The sequence below is a fragment of the Caulobacter sp. GW822-FHT07D08 genome (genome assembly GCF_058798735.1).
In genome coordinates this window covers 276,578-292,743 of the sequence record NZ_JBXAKU010000003.1, presented here as the reverse complement: position 1 = coordinate 292,743, position 16,166 = coordinate 276,578, and the positions used below count along the sequence as shown (strand labels likewise).

Genomic DNA, 16,166 nt, shown 5'->3' with positions numbered 1-16,166 from the left:
GTAGAACGCGCCGACAGGATTATCCCTAGCCGCGCGAGGATTACGAAAGCGGCCTTTAGCACCCGCTAAACGCCGTCTCCCGTAAATCTGCATTTCGGATCGTTTCGGGTCCGAAGCACGGCCCTAAAGAGACGATACGAAGACCATGAGCAAGCGCGCCTATTTCGGCACCGACGGCATCCGGGGCCAAGCCAACAAGCATCCGATGACGGCCGAGGTGGCCCTGCGCGTCGGCCTCGCCGCCGGCAAGCTGTTCCGCTCGCAGGACGAGCGCCGGCACCTGGTGGTGATCGGCAAGGACACCCGCCTGTCGGGCTACATGATCGAGCCGGCCCTGGTCGCCGGCCTGACCAGCGTGGGTCTGGACGTGCGCCTCTTTGGTCCCCTGCCGACGCCGGCCGTGGCGATGATGACCCGCTCGATGCGCGCCGATCTCGGGATCATGATCTCGGCCAGCCACAACGACTTCGCCGACAACGGCATCAAGCTGTTCGGCCCCGACGGCTACAAGCTCTCCGACGAGCAGGAGCTGAAGATCGAGGCCCTGATGGACGAGGGCCTGCAAGAAGGCCTGGCCGCCCCCCGCGACCTGGGCCGCGTCAAGCGCATCGACGACGCCCAGGCCCGCTATATCGAGATCGTCAAGGCGACCTTCCCGCGCCACATGAACCTGTCGGGCCTGCGCATCGTCGTCGATTGCGCCCACGGCGCGGCCTACAAGGTGGCGCCCGACGCCCTGTACGAACTGGGCGCCGAGGTGTTCCCGGTCGGGGTGGCCCCGAACGGCACCAACATCAACGCCGAATGCGGCTCGACCCATCCCGAGGCCATGGCCAGGATGGTGCGCGAATATCGCGCCGACATCGGCATCGCCCTGGACGGCGACGCCGATCGCCTGGTGATCTGCGACGAGAAGGGCGTGGTCGTCGACGGCGACCAGATCATGGCGATCATCGCCGCGGCCCTGACCAGCGCCGGAACCCTGAAGGGCGGCGGCGTCGTGGCCACCGTCATGTCCAACTTGGGCCTCGAGCGCCAGCTGAACGCCCTGGGCCTGAGCCTGGAGCGCACCGCCGTGGGCGACCGCTATGTCATGCAGCGCATGCGCGAGGGCGGTTTCAACCTCGGCGGCGAGCAGTCGGGCCACCTGATCCTGTCGGACCTCTCCACCACCGGCGACGGCCTGATCGCCGCCCTGCAGGTGCTGGCCGTGATGGTCCAGACCGGCCAGCCGATGAGCGCGCTCGGCCGCCAGTTCGAGCCGGTGCCGCAGCTCCTGGAAAACGTTCGCTTCGCCGGCGGCAAGCCGCTGGAGGCCAAGGCGGTGAAGCAGGCCATCGCCGACGGCGAGAGCCAGCTGAACGGCGCCGGCCGCATCGTCGTGCGCGCCTCCGGCACCGAACCGCTGATCCGCATCATGGCCGAGGGCGACGACCCGGCCCTGGTCAAGAAGGTCGTGAAGTCGATCGTGAGCGCCGTGAAGGCGGCTTAGACCCCCACCTTCGGGGCCTTCATCCGTCGCTTGTTGACGTGGTGGCTGGGGGCCTCGGCGGCGATTTCCTCGGGGTATTCGCCCTTGAAGTAGAAGCGCTGCCAGGCCTCCTTGGTGGCCTCGGGGTCGCGCTTGAAGATCAGCTTGTTGAACTCGCTGCGCTTCTCGGCCCAGACATCGTACTGGCGGCGCAGCTCGGGATTGGCGTTCATCGACTTGATCACCGGCTGGAAGGCCTCCATCGGCTTGTCCTGGATCAGCATGATGAAGCAGAAGGTCTCGCCCTTCTCGAACCGCACCGTGCCGGGGCGGGTGAACATCCAGTTCATCGTGAACGGGAACGGCAGCCAGTCGGTCTCGATCACGCCGGCCAGCGGCTGGATGCCGTCCTTGATGTGGTTGGGCGGCCCCATGGTCATCAACGACCAGCCCGGCGGCGTGCGGAACAGATAGCCGGTGTGGAAGGTCACGACCCCGCGCGTGAAGTGCGACTTCACGAAGTCGGTGAAGCCCGGATACGGATGGTCGGGCTGGAACTTGATGCACTCCTGGTGCGCCCCGCCATCCCAGGTCATCGAGAAGCCGACCGGGCAGAGGATGTCCCAGCCGGTGGTGTTGGCCATGGTCAGCGGCAGGCAGCGATAGGGATGGCGATCGGCGAACCGGTCCATCCAGGCGCGCTGCGGCCGCCCCGGCACGATCTCCGGCGGACGGTTCTCGGTGGGATAGCACTCCAGTTCCATGCCGGCCTTCGTCCTTGTTTTCCTACCCTGATCGTCTGGTCTAGCGCTCGCGAGGCGAGGCCGTCCAGCGTCGCGAACTGATGACACCTCCAACCGATCTCCCCGGCGAACGCCGGGGCCCAGATCGAACCCAAAACGTCGATCGCCTGAGCACTGGAGATAGGCGCGAACACCCAAACCGATCCGGACGAATCTGGACCCCGGCATTCGCCGGGGAGGGCGGCTTTTTGGAATTGGAGGTGTTCCATTCGGCCGTTAAACAGCCTCTCATGAAGACCCGAACCGACCTCTTCGCCTTCTTCGACGCGCATGGCGTCAAGCACTCGACCCTCGACCATCCGCCGGTGTTCCGCGTCGAGGAGGGGCTGGAGATCAAGCAGGCCCTGCCCGGCGGCCACACCAAGAACCTGTTCCTCAAGGACGCCAAGGGCCAGCTGTGGCTGATCTCGGCCCTGGGCGAGACCACGATCGACCTCAAGCGCCTGCACACGGTGATCGGCTCGGGCCGGCTGTCGTTCGGTCCCGAGGCGATGATGGTCGAGACCCTGGGCGTGACGCCCGGCTCGGTCACCGCCTTCGGCCTGATCAACGACGCCGGGCGGCGGGTGCGCTTCGTGCTCGACAAGGCCCTGGCGGACAGCGATCCGGTCAACTTCCACCCCTTAAGCAATGACGCCACCACGGCGGTGTCCCAGGCCGATTTCCGCAAGTTCCTGGCGGCGCTGGGCGTCGAGCCGATGATCGTGGATTTCGCGGCGATGGAAGTGGTCTGAAGCTTCGCCTGATACGCGAACAGGACATTGCGCGGCGGCCCTTGAAGGACCATCTTGCGGCTTCGAGCGTTCCCACCTTGAGTACACGAGAGACCCGATGTCCCTGATCGGCGAAAAGCCCGCCGCACCGGCGAAAAGTGAACACATCAAGGACGGCACGGACGCCAGCTTCATGGCCGACGTGATCGAGGCCTCGAAGATCCAGCCGGTCATCGTCGACTTCTGGGCCACCTGGTGCGGCCCGTGCCGCCAGTTGACGCCCGCCCTCGAAAAGGTGGTCACGGCCGCCAAGGGCGCGGTGAAGCTGGTCAAGATCGACGTCGACGCCAATCCCGGCTTCGCCGGCCAGCTGCGCGTGCAGTCGATCCCGACCGTCTACGCCTTCGTCGATGGCCGCCCGGTGGACGCCTTCCAGGGCGCCCTGCCCGAGAGCCAGGTCAAGGCCTTCGTCGAGAAGCTGGGCGGCGCGGCCGGCCCCAGCGCCATCGACGACCTGATCGCCCTGGGCAAGGAGTCCCTGGAGATCGGCGACATCGGCGGCGCGGCCCAGGCCTTCGCCCAGGCCCTGCAGACCGATCCCGAGAACATCAAGGCCCTGGGCGGCATGGCCCGCGCCTATCTGCTGGGCGGCGACCTGGAGGGCGCGGCCGAGGTGGTGGCCATGGCTCCGGCCGACGCCAAGGATCCCGACCTGGACGCCGCCCGCGCCGCGCTCGCGCTCGCGGAAGACGCCCCGTCCGAGACGTCCGAGTTCGAACAGCGCCTGGCCGCCGACCCAGACGACCACGAGGCCCGCCTGGAGCTGGCCAAGGCCCTGGCCGGGGCCGGTCGCCTGCAGGACGCCGCCGACCACCTTCTGGCCATCATCGCACGCGACCGTGCCTGGAACGACGACGCGGCCCGCAAGCAACTCCTGACGGTGTTCGAGGCCGCGGGACCGACCTCCGAAGTCGCCAAGCAGGGTCGACGCAAGCTGTCGTCGATCCTGTTCAGCTAGAGAAAAAGGGGAGCGCCGAATGGCGGCGGCCTACCGAAAGCTCAGCGACCTTCCTCTGGTGATCCCGGTGTTTCCGCTGGATGGCGTCCTGCTGTTGCCGGGCGGCCATCTGCCGCTGAACATCTTCGAACCGCGCTACCTGAACATGCTGGATGACGCCATGTCGGGCGAGCGGATCATCGGCATGATCCAGACCCGCCCGCGGGCGCCCGGCCAGGAGGCCGACCCGCGCCAACCGCCCCTGGCCCCCGTCGGCTGCGCCGGCCGGGTGACCAGCTTCGCCGAGACCAGCGACGGCCGCTACCTGATCACCCTGACCGGGGTCTGCCGCTTCCGGACCGGCGACGAGCTGCCGGTGCGCACGCCCTATCGTCAGGTCCGCGCCGACTTCGCGCCCTACGAGCCTGATCTGCGCGAGGACGGCCCCGGCGGCACGCGCACCGCCGCCGATATCGACCGCCTGCTGTCGGCCCTGCGCCGCTATCTCGACCATCGGGGCCTGGCCATCGACTGGACCGACGCCGAGAGCGCGCCGTCCGACGCCCTGATCAACAGCCTGGCCATGGCCCTGCCCTTCGATCCCATGGAAAAGCAGGCCCTGCTGGAGGCCGAGACCATCTTCGAGCGCAAGGCGACCCTGACGGCGCTGCTGGAGATCGACGCCGCCGCCGGGGACGATGACGAACCGCACTCTATTCAATAGGCGAGAGGGCCAGTAGACACAGCCCATGACCCAAGACGCTCCCACCCCGACCATCGATGTCGATCCGCGCCTGCTGGAAGTGCTGGTGTGCCCCGTGACCCGCGGCCCGCTGGAATATGACCGCGCCAAGGGCGAACTGATCAGCCGCTCGGCCAAGCTGGCCTATCCGATCCGCGACGGCGTGCCGATCATGCTGCCGGAAGAGGCGCGCGAACTGAGCGAGTAGGGCAGCGCTGCCCCCTCAATCGGCTTCGCCGACAGCTCCCCCATAAAGGGGAAGCAGGATCCTGGACGTCCTCCCCCTTTATGGGGGAGGTGGCCGCGAAGCGGTCGGAGGGGGCTTCACCGCACTACAGCGCCACGCCCCGCAGCAGCTTCGGCAGATCCCCCACCCCGCCGCCGGCCTCGTGCATGAAGAACCGGCGCGCCGGGGCGATGCGGTTGACCACCGCCAGGCCCGCGCCGCGCGCCACGCGCAGCAGCGGATTGTCGTTCGAGAAGATCCGCACGAAGGCGTCGAAGGCCAGGGCGTTGGTCACGGTGTCGAACCGCCGCCAGCGGGCGTAGCGCTCCAGCACCGCCTCGGCGCCGATGTCCTCGCCGCCGCGCACGGCCTCGACCAGCACCTCGGCGAGCGCCGCCGCGTCCTTCAGGCCCAGGTTCAGCCCCTGCCCGGCGATCGGGTGCACGCCATGAGCCGCGTCGCCGATCAAGGCCAGGCGCGGGGCGGTCATCCGCTCGGCCAGCAGCAGCGACAGCGGATAGACGAAGGTCGGCCCCTCGACGGTCACCGCGCCCAGGAAGTCGCCGAACCGCCGCATCAGGTGGGCGTGGAAAACCTCGGGCGAGGCGTTGCGCAGGGCCTCGCCACGCGCGGTGCTCTCGGTCCAGACCAGGCTGGCGCGGTTGCCCGTCAATGGCAGGATGGCGAACGGGCCGCTGGGCAGGAAATATTCGTGGGCCACGCCCTCGTGCGGCTTTTCCATCCGCACCGTGGCGACGACGCCGCTCTGGCCGTAGCCCCAGGCGATCTCGCCGATGCCGGCCGCCCGGCGCAGGACCGAGCCGCGTCCCTCGGCGCTGACCGCCAGCGGGGCCGACAGCACCCGGCCGTCCGACAGGGTCAGCTTCGCGGCCCCGGCCTCGACCGCCAGGGCTTTGGCCGCCATCGGGGCGATGACCGGAATACCCTTGTCGATCACCGCCCGCGACAGCGCCGCGCGGGTCTGGCGGTTCTCGATCAGATAGCCCAGCGGCTCGCCATCGATGCGGCCGGAGATCTCGCTGCTGTCGAACCGCAGGAAGGCCGGCGAGGCCTTGCGGGCCGCGGCCCCCGGCGTGCGGCCGTCGGTGACCAGGATCTGCTCGATGCGCTGGGCGTGGGGCGCGAGCGCCTCGCCCGCGCCGATCGCGCGCCACTGGCGGAAAGAGGAATAGGCGATGGCCGAGCTGCGCCCGTCGAAGGTCGGGGCCAACTGGGCTTCGAACGGCTGCGGGTCGATCAAGAGTGGCCGGAGGCCACCTGACGCCAAAGCCAGAGCCAGGGTGGAGCCGGCCATGCCGGCGCCGGCGATGATCACGTCGGCATCGTGAGCGGGAGCGCGCATGGCGGGATATGGGCGCGTGCGGCCGAGGCTGTCCAGACCGCGCGGCTACTTAGCGGTCGCGTAGGGCGTCTGGGCGTCCGGACGCACCAGGCCGCGCGTCGCGTCGCCGACGCCGATCAGCACGAACTGCACCGCCAGGGCGCAGAGGATCAGGCCCAGGACCCGCACCACGATGCTCATGCCGATTCGGCCCAGCACCCGGCCGATCAGCGGCGCGGCCCAGAACACCGCCACCAGCACCAGCGACACCGCCGAGATCACCGCCACGCCCAGACCCAGGCCGGCCCAGCCGAACGGCTTGGCCTCGGCGGCGTAGATGATCACCGTCGAGATCGCGCCCGGACCGATCAGCAGCGGCATGGCGAACGGCACGATCAGGCGCTCGAAGCGCTGCTTGGCGTAGACCCGCGCCGACTGGCCCTCGATGCCCTCGGCCGCGTCGGCGAACATGGTGGTGAAGTCGTCGCGCACCATGTCCAGGCCGAGAATGAACAGGATGATGCCGCCAGCGATCCGGAACGCCGGCATCGAGATGCCGAAGAAGGCCAGCAGGCCCACGCCCGTGAAGAAGAAGAAGATCAGGAACGCCGCGACGAACAGGCCGATATAGACGGCCACCATCCGCCGACCCGCGGCGGCCGCGCCCAGGGTGGCGGCGGCGAACAAAGGCACGTTGCCGATCGGATCGATCAGGGCGAACAGCGCGACGAAGAAGTTGACGGCGAGTTTGGCCTCGGTCATTCGACGTCCTTACCTTTATCAAAGCGCCTGAACCTTCGCCTATCTCCTAGGGCGGACGGCTTCGCGCGCCAACCCCTGGGGGCAAAGACATGACCGCCGATCCGCGCCTGATCGTTCCGCTGGACCTGCCCACCGTCGACGACGCCCGCGACATGGTCCAGCGCCTGGGCGACGCGGTGTCGTTCTACAAGATCGGCCTGGAACTGCTGGCCAGCGACGGCATGGCCCTGGCCCATGAGCTGAAGGCCTCGGGCAAGTCGATCTTCCTCGACTGGAAGCTGCACGACATCGGCGCGACCGTGGAACGCTCGGCGCGGGTGCTGGCCCAAAGCGGCTGCGACCTGCTGACCGTCCACGCCGAGCCGCAGGTGATGAACGCGGCCGTCAAGGCGCGCGGCGACTCGAGCCTGAAGATCCTGGCGGTGACGGTGCTGACCAGCCTGACCGACGCCGACCTGATCGAGATGGGCTACGCCTTCGGGGCCCGCGACCTGGTCGAGCGCCGGGTGCGCCAGGCGGTCGAATGCGGCGTCGACGGCATTGTCTCCAGCCCGCACGAGGCCGCCTTGGCCCGCGAGATCGCCAACGAGTCCGGGCGCTCGGACTTCCTGATCGTCACCCCCGGCGTGCGCCCGTTCTGGTCGGCCAAGAACGACCAGGCCCGCGCCGCCACCCCCGAGGCCGCCATCCGCGCCGGCGCCAGCCACCTGGTCTGCGGCCGCCCGATCACCGCCGCCAACGACCCGCGCGAGGCGGCGCTGAAGGTGGTGGCGGAGATCGCCGGGCTGTAGGCTCAGCACAGACCCCCACCTGACCTGCTTGCGCAGGTCTGTCCGCCCCCAAACGGGGCGGAGAAGAAAGCTCCGGCGCGCGGGGCGTATTCTCCTCCCCCTCTTGGGGGAGGGGGACCGGCGAAGCCGGTGGAGGGGGCCAGCGCAGTCCTATTTCACCACCAGCGCCACGCCGCGCGCCCGCGGATCGGCCTCGGGCACGGGCGTCCGACCCACCACCTGGATCGCCTCCATGTCGCCGCTGAAGTCCTCGACCCACCTGTAGCCGCGCGCCTCCAGCGCCGTCTTGAGGTCGGCCGAGGGCGCACCCGACGGCTCGTAGAAGATCACGTTCTCGGGCAGCAGCTGATGGTGGAAGCGCGGGGCCTTCTGCGCCGCCTTCAGGGTCAGTTTATAGTCGTAGACATTGGCCAGCACCTGGAACACCCAGGTGAAGATCCGCGAGCCGCCCGGCGTGCCGATGACCATGGCCGGCCTGCCGTCCTTGACGAGAATGGTCGGGGTCATCGACGACAGGGGCCGCTTGTGGGGCGCGATGGCGTTGGCGCTGCCGCCGACCACGCCGAACATGTTGGGCGCGCCCGGCTTGGCCGAGAAGTCGTCCATCTCGTCGTTGAGCAGGAAGCCCGCCCCCTCGACCACCACGCCCGAGCCGAACCAGCCGTTCAGCGTATAGGTGTTGGAGACGGCGTTCCCCCACTTGTCGACGATCGAATAGTGCGTGGTCTGCGGCTTCTCCAGGCCCGGGACCACCGCCTTGGTCGGCGAGGGCTTGTCCGGATCGACCTCGCGGGCGCGCCGGGCGACATAGGCGGGGTCGATCAGGTTGGACACCGGGACCTTCACGAAGTCGGGATCGCCCAGATATTCCGCGCGGTCGGCGTAGACGCGCTTTTCGATCTCCGCCAGCAGGTGGACGTACTGGGGATCATTGAGGCCGACGCCTTTGAACTTCGGGGCCAGGTCCTGCTTCATCAGCAGCATCTGCATCAGGGCGACGCCGCCCGAGCTGGGCGGCGGGGCGGTGATGACGTCATAGCCGCGCCACCTGGCGGTGACCGGCGCGCGCCAGACGGCCTTGTAGCCGGCGAGGTCGGCCTTGGTGATCAGGCCCTTCACCGATCCGCGCCCCATCTGGGCGACGATCAGGTCGGCGGTCTTGCCCTCGTAGAAGGCCTTGTCGCCGCCCCGGGCGATCCGCTCCAGGGTGGCGGCGAGCTCCGGTTGCCTGAACAGCGTCCCGGCCTTCTGGGGACCGAAATAGGCGCGGAAGTTGGTCTTGGCGAACGGCGGCGGGACCTCGCCGCCCAGCATGCCGGCGAACTGGGCGTTCACCGTGAAGCCGTCGCGGGCATAGCGGATGGCCGGGGCCAGCACCCGCGCCCACGGCAGCTTGCCGAAGCGCTTGTGGGCCATGGCCAGGCCGCGCACCGTGCCCGGCGTCCCGGCCGCGAGGTTGCCGTAGAGCGACAGGCCCGGGGTCGGCTCGCCGTCCTTGCCCAGGTACATGTCGGCCGAAGCCGCCGCCGGGGCCGTCTCGCGATAGTCGAGGAAGTAGGGCTTGCCGCCGACATACAGCGTCATGAACCCGCCGCCCCCCAGGTTGCCGGCCTCCGGATAGGTGACGGCCAGGGCGAAGCCCGTCGCCACCGCCGCGTCGACCGCGTTGCCGCCCGCTTTCAGGATTTCCTCCGCCGCCAGCGCCCCATAGCGGTCCGGCGAGGCCACGGCCCCGGCGGTAAGCACCGGAACGGGCTTGGCCGGCTTGGCGAGAGCGGGGGGCGCGAACAGCAGCAGGGCGGTCGCGAGCAACTTGGCGAACAGGCGCAAGGGAAGTCTCCGGCGGCGAGACGACCACGCTAGCCGATACCGTTCGCGGAACAATGGTTCTTGACGCCCTCCTCGCCCTGGTCTTGCTGATCGGCGGGCTTTCTGGAGGAACGCCGTGAAGAGCACCCGCCCCGAGGACGTCGGCGTTCCCGCCTCCATCCTGATCGACCGCGCCATCGCCGCGATCCCCGACTGGCGCGGCCAGACCCTGGCCCGCCTGCGCGCCCTGATCCTGGACGCCGATCCTGACGTGGTCGAGGAATGGAAGTGGGGCAAGCCGGTCTGGTCGCACGACGGCCTGATCTGCACCGGCGAGGTTTACAAGGCGGTGGTCAAGACGACCTTCGCCCACGGCGCGGCGCTGGAAGACCCGACCAAGCTGTTCAATTCCAGCCTGGAGGGCAATGTCCGCCGCGCCATCGACTTTCCGCAAGGCGTCGAGATCCCGGCCGAGGCCTTCAAGGCCCTGTTCCGCGAGGCGGTGGCCTTCAACGCCGCCAAGGCCAAGCCGAAGAAGAAGGCGTGAGACGCGTCTAGGCCTCCAGATCCTCCACTGGCCGGCGCCGCGCGTTCAGGCGACGGGCCAGCAGGGCGCCGCCGATGAACAGCGCGCCGACGGCCAGGAACGAGGCCGCGCGCGTAACGCCTTCCAGCCGCGCCAGGTCGAACAGCACGACCTTGGCCGCCGTGAACAGCAGGACCGCCAGGCCCGCCCAGCGCAGGACGATGTCCTTGCGCGCCGCGCCCAGTCCCAGCACCGCCAGGCCGAACACCGCCCAGAGCGCCGAGAAGGTCCAGGTCTCCAGGCCCGCGTTCCCCGTCGCCGCGCGCATGTCGCCGCCGTGGAAGGCGTAGCGGATCAGCAGGGTCAGCAGCACGAACAGCGTCCCGACCGCGACCGCCAGGGCGGTTCTGTCGAACGGCCGGTCAGCCCGCCTCAGGCCCAGCATCGCCGCCGCGCCCAGACCGTACAGGCCGAACAGCAGCAGCGCCGCGCCGACCGGCGCCAGCGGCTGGCTCATCGGGCCCCACCAAGGGCTGGCGCGGACGCCGAACACCAGGCCGGCGACGATCAGCGCCAGCCAGCCGAAAGCCGGCCCGACCCGAGCCAGCCAGGCGGCGCCGGCGCGCCCGGCCAGGCTGGGCGCGCTCAGTTGACGAGCGGCGAGCAGGCCGAGGATCGCATAGGCCGCCCCCTCGGCCCGGCCGATCGGCGCAGGACCCATCGCGGCGCCGTGGAAAAGGTGGCGCAGCGCCAGCACGGCCCACAGGAGGCCGAACAGCGGGATGGCCAGGACCCAGGCCTTGGTCCAGCGATCGTCCGCCGGCCTCCGGCGCCAGGCGATCGCCGCCAGCAGGCCCGCCGGCGCCAGGTAGGACAGGATCAGGGTGTTCAGCACCGGCGGTCCGGCGGGCGGCGCGCCCTCGCCCCACCACGGGTTCCAGACCAGGCCTTGCAGCAGGACCCCGTGCGCGACGCCCAGGCTGACCACGATCCGCGTGCGCCACCGCGTGATCGGGCCATCGTCGGGCCGCTGGCGCAACACCAGAAGCAGGCCCGTGCTCAGCAGCGCCAGGGTGCGCAGCGAGGCCTCCAGCAGGCCGTCGCCGCCCTGATCGCGGGGTCCCGCCATCACGACATGCAAGGCCGCGAACAGCGCCAGCAGCACGATCATCAGGCCCGTGGCGCGTTGAGCCTCGACCTCGTTGCGGACGCTCTCGCCGCCGCCCTTCCAGATCAGGGCCGAAGAGACGACCAGCAAGCCGGCGGCCACGGCGCTGACCGCCAGCAGGGTCGCCGGCGGCAGACGCCCGTCCAGGGCCGCGCCGATGAAGTCCGGTTGCAGCATGGCGATGAAGGCGATCAGACCGCCCACCACGCTGGCGGGGGCCAGGCCTCGCCAGGGCAGACGCCAGGCGGAGACGGCCAGGGCGAAAGCCGCCAGGCCGAAGGCGGAGGGCTCGAAACGCGGCGCGACGGCGGCGTGCGTGGCCAGGAAGGCCATTTCGGCGGCCGCCGCCAGCCACAGCGCCAGGCCTCTATCCGTCGAGGCCTGTTCCACCCGGCGCGCGATCAGGGCCGCCGCGCCGAACAGGGCGACCGCCAGGATCGCGGCCGGCGCCCAGCCGAAGTCGATATGCGCGGCGTGCAGGATCGGCCAGGTCAGGCTGGCCAGGATGGCGACGCCGATCCCGCCGATGGCCAGGACGCGGGTGCGCTCCACGGCGGGCAGGCCCAGCGCCAGCCAGAGCGTGCCCGCTGGGATCAGGGCGGTCAGGGCGTGCTGCCACGGCAGCTGGGCGGCAAAGGCTGGCGCGCGCACGGCGATGGCCATGGCCAGGAGTTGGCAAAGGATCGCCATGGCGACGGGCAGGGCGAACAGGCCAGGGCGGATCATGTCCCGGAGAACCATGGCCGCCGCCAGGGCGATCAGAAACCCCGACAGCAGGATGACGATCGGCAGGTGTCCCGACCCGACCGGGGCCGAGAACCAGGGGCCGACCGACGCCAGGCTGGCCAGCACCAGCGCCAGGGCGGGCAGGCCTCGGAAATCGTCGCCGGCCGGATCTCCCGCGTCGTCGCGACGGAAACGGCGTCGCCACAGCGTGGCGGCGAACGACCCAGCGGCGGCCAGGATCTGGATGATCACCGCCGAAAGGGTCTGGTGTTGGTCGATCGGGACTCCGCTGAGCAGCAGCAGGCCGATGATCGTGGCCCCGCCCGCCTTGCCCCAGCGCCGCAGCCCCGAGATCGAGAACCCCGTCGCGCCGATCAGCGCCGCATAGGCCGTCAAGGCCAGCGGCGACCAGTCCGGCAGGCCGGTGAAGGCCGGCGTCAGCACGGCGCCGACAACGGCCACCAGGGCCAGCGGCTCGCCGTGTCGCAACGACAAGCCCAGCAGGCCCAGGGAGACGCCCGCGGCCAGGATCGCGGCCACGCCCAGCGGGATCAGGTGATAGAGCCCGTGGGCCGCGCAGACGGCGCCGTACAGGGTGACCGCCCCGGCCCCGGCCGAGACGGCGGCGGCCAGCAGGTGGCGACCGCCGGCGATCGACGGCGTCTGGCGCAGCATCCATTCGCTGGCCCCCAGCATCGCCGCGCCCAGGATCACGGCCAGGGCGATGCGGAGCTCGGGAATGAACAACCCGCGCTGGGCGGCATAGGCCACCAGCAGCAGGCCGCCCAGCGCCAGGCCGCCACCGCCGATCCAGGCCAGGCCGTTCTCGGACAGCCAGGTCGAGACCGACTCGCGGTTGATTCTGGGCGCCGCCGCCGGCCGAGGCGGAGCGCGGAGGGTCGCTTGCGAGGCCGGCGCGAAAACCGGCTCGGGAACGGGGTCCGGCTCAAGCCCAGGCGGGCGCGCCGCCGTCGGCTCGGCGATCGCCGAGGTTTCCGGGGCCGGCGGAGCGGGCTTGTGAGCCATGCGCCGCGCCGAGTCGGCGGCGTCCAGCCTTCGCTCGAGCGTCCGCAGTTTCTGGCCCTGTCGATAGATCCAGGCGCCCAGGGCCAGGATCACCAGCCATTCCATGTCGTGCGTCCCGTCCGGCGAAGTGAGCAGCCCTGTCTTGGTATGCGAGGACGGCGCTCAATGAAACCTTAAGTCGCAGGCCCCGCCCTCACCCCAGCTCCAGCGCCCGCAGCACCGCGAACTGGTCGTAATAGGGCCGCTCGCAGATGATCTTGTCGCTGCCGGGCGCGAACTCGAAGCTGGCGGCCATGCGGATGCGGAAGGCCTTGCCGGTCGGTTCGACCGTGCGCCCGGGGATCTTCAGCGGCCCCAGATGCGTGCCGGTCAGCCAGAACTCGACCAGCACCGTGTCGCCGGCGTGGGCGATGGCGATCACCTCGTTGCCCTGGTCCGGGAACGGCGTGCGCGAGGCGGCGAAATAGCCGCGCACGGCGGCCTCGCCGTCGAACACCGCGCCGCCGCCGTACATCTCGTAGCGGGGATGCTCGAAGGTGGCGATCACTCCGTCCCAGTCGTGGACGCACTCCAGCGCCATGTGGTCGCGCACCACCTGGATGCGCCGTTCCGCGAGATTGGTCGCGAGGTCTTCCATGGCCCGTTCCTCCTCCTGTTTCGGAGGAGCCTGCCAGCCTCAGAAGTCGACCGCCACGCCCTTCTTCTCCCAATCGCCGAAGCGGGTGGGCTCGGGGCCTTCGCGGCCGCCCTTTTCCGTCGGCAGGGCGGCGGCGTGTTCAGCGGCGCGGCGGGCGGCGGCCTCTTCCAGCGCGCGGCGGGCGGCCGGGCTCAGAGCCTTGCCGGGCGCGGCGCCGGGGACTTCGCCAGCGAGATCGGAAGCGGCGATTTCAGGCGCCGGGGACGTGTTGGAAGGCTCTGACATGGGTGGATTCTAGCATTTTTCGTCCGTCTCGCCGCGCGATTTTTCCGCAAGACGCTTGCGCTCGCCCTCGCCTTTGGGGCACGGCGGGGCGGTGACTCAAGAACTGAACGACGGCCTCCCCGCCCGGGAAGCCGCCCTGACCCTGATCGACGCGGCCCTCTCGCGCCGCGGCGGCATCGACGAAGCCGCCTCCGCCAACGGTTTCCGCTTCCTGGAGCCGCGTGAGCGGGCCTTCGCGCGCGCCCTGGCCATGGCCGTGCTGCGCCACCTTGGCCCCATCGACCGCGCCCTGGCCGCCAAGCTGCAGAAGGCCCCGCCGGACCGGGTGATGCACCTGCTGCGCCTCGGCGCGGCCCAGGCCTTCTATCTGGAGGTCCCGACCTTCGCCGCCGTGGCGACCTCGGTCGAGCTGGCCGGGGCCAACAAGACCAGCCGCCCGTTCAAGGGCCTGGTCAACGCCGTGCTGCGCGGCCTGCTGCGCGACGGCGAGCCGGCCAACGACCCGACCCTGCTGGCCCCGCCCTGGCTCTATTCGCGCTGGGTCGCCGCGTTCGGCGAGGCCACGGCCCGCGAGATCGCCGGCCAGATCGCCATCGAGCCGGCCACCGACCTGTCCCTGAAGCCTTCCGCCGACGCGCCTGCGCTGGCCGAGGCGCTGGAGGCCGAGATCCTGGACGGCGGGACCCTGCGCGTGCGCCGCAAGGGCGATGTCGCCGCCTGGCCGAACTTCGAGGACGGGACCTGGTGGGTGCAGGACGCCGCCGCCGCCGTTCCGGCCCGCCTGTTGGACGTCAAGGCCGGCGAGCAGGTGCTGGACCTCTGCGCCGCGCCCGGCGGCAAGACCCTGCAGCTGGCCGCGACCGGCGCGAGCGTCGTGGCCCTGGACCGCTCGGCCGCGAGGCTCAAGCGCGTGGCCGAGAACCTGGAGCGCATGGGCCTGACCGCCGAGGTCGTCGCCGCCGACGCGGCCGCCTGGGAGGACGCGCGGACCTTCGACGCCATCCTGCTGGACGCCCCGTGCAGCGCCACCGGCACCTTCCGTCGCCATCCGGACGTGCTGTGGGCCGCCCGCCCCGGCGACGTCGCCAGCCTGGCCGGCGTGCAGTCAAAGATCCTCGACAGCGCCGCCGACCGCCTCAAGCCCGGCGGGCGGCTGGTCTACACCGTCTGCTCGCTGGAGCCGGAGGAAGGCGAGGCCCAGGTCGAGGCCTTCCTGGCGCGCCGCAAGGACATGGCCCTGGAGCCGATCGCCGCCGGCGAGGGCGGCTCCCCGGAGGCCAGCCTGACCGCCCGCGGGACCCTGCGCCTGCTGCCGCATCAGCGCGACGGCGGCCAGGACGGCTTCTTCGCGGCCAGGTTCAGGAAAACATCCTGATTGTCATCCCGGCGAAAGCCGGGACCACGGCAAGGGCTGGCGTTTCCTGCGGTCCCGGGTCTTCGCCCGGGATGACAGAAGCGGCGGACGCGGTTATCCCAGGACCATGACCGCGCCGCTCATCGCCCCCTCGATCCTCGCCTCCGACTTCGCCAAGCTGGGCGAGGAAGTCGCCGCCATCGAGGCGGCCGGCGCCGACTGGGTCCATGTCGACGTGATGGACGGCCATTTCGTGCCCAACATCACGCTCGGCCCCGACATCGTCAAAGCCATCCGGCCGCACGCCAGGATCCCGTTCGACGTGCACCTGATGATCAGCCCGGCGGACCCTTATCTGGAAGCCTTCCGCGCCGCGGGCGCGGACCTGATCAGCATCCACCCCGAAGCCGGCCCGCACCTGCACCGCTCCCTGAAGCGCATCCGCGAGCTGGGAGCCAAGGCCGGCGTGGTGTTCAACCCGTCGACCGGCCTGGACCACGTCGAGTGGATCCTGGAGGACGTCGACCTGCTGCTGGTCATGTCGGTCAATCCCGGCTTCGGCGGCCAGAGCTTCATCCCCGGCCAGCTGCGCAAGGTCGAGGCCCTGCGCAAGCTCGTGGACAAGGCCGGCCTTCCCATCATCATCGAGGTCGACGGCGGGGTGACCCCGGCGACCGCCCCGCAATGCGTCGCGGCAGGCGCTACAGCGCTTGTCGCCGGCTCGGCGGTGTTCAAGGGCGGCCCTGGCGCCTATGCCGACAACATCCGCGCGCTGAAGGGCGGCTGAC

The 16,166-nt window shown here is 70.4% G+C and carries 16 protein-coding genes; 9 read left to right on the top strand and 7 right to left on the bottom strand.

Annotation, left to right across the window (positions count from 1 at the left end; translation table 11 throughout):
• Window positions 1–145: 145 nt before the first annotated feature.
• Window positions 146–1,492, top strand: coding sequence for a phosphoglucosamine mutase (gene glmM, locus AC1RJ9_RS07970; protein WP_492837717.1), 1,347 nt, complete (start codon window positions 146–148; stop codon window positions 1,490–1,492).
• On the opposite strand, the gene AC1RJ9_RS07965 is transcribed toward glmM, so the two are convergent.
• A complete protein-coding gene (locus AC1RJ9_RS07965) occupies window positions 1,489–2,235 on the bottom strand; it encodes a DUF6065 family protein (RefSeq protein ID WP_492837718.1) in 747 nt (248 codons plus the stop codon). The genes glmM and AC1RJ9_RS07965 overlap by 4 nt on opposite strands.
• A gap of 269 nt (window positions 2,236–2,504) precedes the next feature.
• Between AC1RJ9_RS07965 and AC1RJ9_RS07960 the strand changes: the two genes are divergently transcribed.
• The 4 genes from AC1RJ9_RS07960 (at window position 2,505) to AC1RJ9_RS07945 (ending at window position 4,934) form a co-directional block, all read left to right on the top strand.
• Window positions 2,505–3,008, top strand: coding sequence for a prolyl-tRNA synthetase associated domain-containing protein (locus AC1RJ9_RS07960; RefSeq protein ID WP_492837719.1), 504 nt, complete (start codon window positions 2,505–2,507; stop codon window positions 3,006–3,008).
• A 97-nt stretch (window positions 3,009–3,105) separates the two neighbouring features.
• Window positions 3,106–4,005 carry a tetratricopeptide repeat protein gene (locus tag AC1RJ9_RS07955; RefSeq protein WP_492837720.1) on the top strand — a complete coding sequence of 300 codons (900 nt, stop codon included), beginning with the start codon at window positions 3,106–3,108 and terminating at the stop codon, window positions 4,003–4,005.
• A gap of 19 nt (window positions 4,006–4,024) precedes the next feature.
• Window positions 4,025–4,708 (top strand): LON peptidase substrate-binding domain-containing protein, encoded by a 684-nt coding sequence (locus tag AC1RJ9_RS07950; protein ID WP_492837721.1) that lies wholly within the window; start codon window positions 4,025–4,027, stop codon window positions 4,706–4,708.
• A 25-nt stretch (window positions 4,709–4,733) separates the two neighbouring features.
• Window positions 4,734–4,934, top strand: a complete 201-nt coding sequence (locus tag AC1RJ9_RS07945; protein ID WP_125157247.1) for a Trm112 family protein — start codon at window positions 4,734–4,736, stop codon at window positions 4,932–4,934.
• 124 nt (window positions 4,935–5,058) lie between these two features.
• On the opposite strand, the gene AC1RJ9_RS07940 is transcribed toward AC1RJ9_RS07945, so the two are convergent.
• The gene (locus AC1RJ9_RS07940; protein WP_492837722.1) at window positions 5,059–6,315 is read right to left on the bottom strand and encodes a UbiH/UbiF/VisC/COQ6 family ubiquinone biosynthesis hydroxylase; all 1,257 of its coding nucleotides are present in this window, start codon (window positions 6,313–6,315) and stop codon (window positions 5,059–5,061) included.
• 45 nt (window positions 6,316–6,360) lie between these two features.
• Window positions 6,361–7,056: a MarC family protein gene (locus AC1RJ9_RS07935; RefSeq protein WP_492837724.1), complete on the bottom strand. Its 696-nt coding sequence runs from the start codon at window positions 7,054–7,056 to the stop codon at window positions 6,361–6,363.
• Window positions 7,057–7,145: 89 nt separating this feature from the next.
• Here AC1RJ9_RS07935 and pyrF point away from each other — a divergent pair, with 89 nt between their 5' ends.
• Window positions 7,146–7,847, top strand: coding sequence for an orotidine-5'-phosphate decarboxylase (pyrF, locus tag AC1RJ9_RS07930; protein WP_492837725.1), 702 nt, complete (start codon window positions 7,146–7,148; stop codon window positions 7,845–7,847).
• A gap of 150 nt (window positions 7,848–7,997) precedes the next feature.
• On the opposite strand, the gene ggt is transcribed toward pyrF, so the two are convergent.
• Window positions 7,998–9,677, bottom strand: a complete 1,680-nt coding sequence (ggt, locus tag AC1RJ9_RS07925; RefSeq protein ID WP_492837726.1) for a gamma-glutamyltransferase — start codon at window positions 9,675–9,677, stop codon at window positions 7,998–8,000.
• Window positions 9,678–9,792: 115 nt separating this feature from the next.
• Here ggt and AC1RJ9_RS07920 point away from each other — a divergent pair, with 115 nt between their 5' ends.
• Entirely contained in the window at window positions 9,793–10,203 is a 411-nt protein-coding gene (locus AC1RJ9_RS07920; RefSeq protein ID WP_492837727.1) for a DUF1801 domain-containing protein, read from the top strand.
• A 7-nt stretch (window positions 10,204–10,210) separates the two neighbouring features.
• Here the strand turns inward: AC1RJ9_RS07920 and AC1RJ9_RS07915 are convergent, their stop codons facing one another.
• The 3 genes from AC1RJ9_RS07915 to AC1RJ9_RS07905 all read right to left on the bottom strand — a co-directional run bounded on the left by AC1RJ9_RS07915 (window position 10,211) and on the right by AC1RJ9_RS07905 (window position 14,024).
• Window positions 10,211–13,207: a DUF2339 domain-containing protein gene (locus tag AC1RJ9_RS07915; RefSeq protein WP_492837728.1), complete on the bottom strand. Its 2,997-nt coding sequence runs from the start codon at window positions 13,205–13,207 to the stop codon at window positions 10,211–10,213.
• An 88-nt stretch (window positions 13,208–13,295) separates the two neighbouring features.
• Entirely contained in the window at window positions 13,296–13,739 is a 444-nt protein-coding gene (locus AC1RJ9_RS07910; RefSeq protein ID WP_492837729.1) for an ester cyclase, read from the bottom strand.
• A 39-nt stretch (window positions 13,740–13,778) separates the two neighbouring features.
• Window positions 13,779–14,024: a DUF1674 domain-containing protein gene (locus AC1RJ9_RS07905; protein WP_492837730.1), complete on the bottom strand. Its 246-nt coding sequence runs from the start codon at window positions 14,022–14,024 to the stop codon at window positions 13,779–13,781.
• 91 nt (window positions 14,025–14,115) lie between these two features.
• On the opposite strand from AC1RJ9_RS07905, the gene AC1RJ9_RS07900 reads away from it, so the two are divergent.
• Together AC1RJ9_RS07900 and rpe are read left to right on the top strand one after the other, a co-directional pair.
• The gene (locus tag AC1RJ9_RS07900; protein ID WP_492837731.1) at window positions 14,116–15,399 is read left to right on the top strand and encodes an RsmB/NOP family class I SAM-dependent RNA methyltransferase; all 1,284 of its coding nucleotides are present in this window, start codon (window positions 14,116–14,118) and stop codon (window positions 15,397–15,399) included.
• Between the two features lie 106 nt (window positions 15,400–15,505).
• Window positions 15,506–16,165, top strand: coding sequence for a ribulose-phosphate 3-epimerase (gene rpe / locus AC1RJ9_RS07895; protein ID WP_492837732.1), 660 nt, complete (start codon window positions 15,506–15,508; stop codon window positions 16,163–16,165).
• The last annotated feature ends 1 nt before the right edge of the window (window position 16,166 follow it).

What these genes read in the sequence shown, in the direction of transcription:
- glmM (WP_492837717.1), top strand. Translation starts at nt 146, where the DNA reads ATGAGCAAGCGCGCCTATTTCGGCACCGACGGCATCCGGGGCCAAGCC.
- AC1RJ9_RS07965 (WP_492837718.1), bottom strand. Translation starts at nt 2,235, where the DNA reads ATGGAACTGGAGTGCTATCCCACCGAGAACCGTCCGCCGGAGATCGTG.
- AC1RJ9_RS07960 (WP_492837719.1), top strand. Translation starts at nt 2,505, where the DNA reads ATGAAGACCCGAACCGACCTCTTCGCCTTCTTCGACGCGCATGGCGTC.
- AC1RJ9_RS07955 (WP_492837720.1), top strand. Translation starts at nt 3,106, where the DNA reads ATGTCCCTGATCGGCGAAAAGCCCGCCGCACCGGCGAAAAGTGAACAC.
- AC1RJ9_RS07950 (WP_492837721.1), top strand. Translation starts at nt 4,025, where the DNA reads ATGGCGGCGGCCTACCGAAAGCTCAGCGACCTTCCTCTGGTGATCCCG.
- AC1RJ9_RS07945 (WP_125157247.1), top strand. Translation starts at nt 4,734, where the DNA reads ATGACCCAAGACGCTCCCACCCCGACCATCGATGTCGATCCGCGCCTG.
- AC1RJ9_RS07940 (WP_492837722.1), bottom strand. Translation starts at nt 6,315, where the DNA reads ATGCGCGCTCCCGCTCACGATGCCGACGTGATCATCGCCGGCGCCGGC.
- AC1RJ9_RS07935 (WP_492837724.1), bottom strand. Translation starts at nt 7,056, where the DNA reads ATGACCGAGGCCAAACTCGCCGTCAACTTCTTCGTCGCGCTGTTCGCC.
- pyrF (WP_492837725.1), top strand. Translation starts at nt 7,146, where the DNA reads ATGACCGCCGATCCGCGCCTGATCGTTCCGCTGGACCTGCCCACCGTC.
- AC1RJ9_RS07915 (WP_492837728.1), bottom strand. Translation starts at nt 13,207, where the DNA reads ATGGAATGGCTGGTGATCCTGGCCCTGGGCGCCTGGATCTATCGACAG.
- AC1RJ9_RS07910 (WP_492837729.1), bottom strand. Translation starts at nt 13,739, where the DNA reads ATGGAAGACCTCGCGACCAATCTCGCGGAACGGCGCATCCAGGTGGTG.
- AC1RJ9_RS07905 (WP_492837730.1), bottom strand. Translation starts at nt 14,024, where the DNA reads ATGTCAGAGCCTTCCAACACGTCCCCGGCGCCTGAAATCGCCGCTTCC.
- rpe (WP_492837732.1), top strand. Translation starts at nt 15,506, where the DNA reads ATGACCGCGCCGCTCATCGCCCCCTCGATCCTCGCCTCCGACTTCGCC.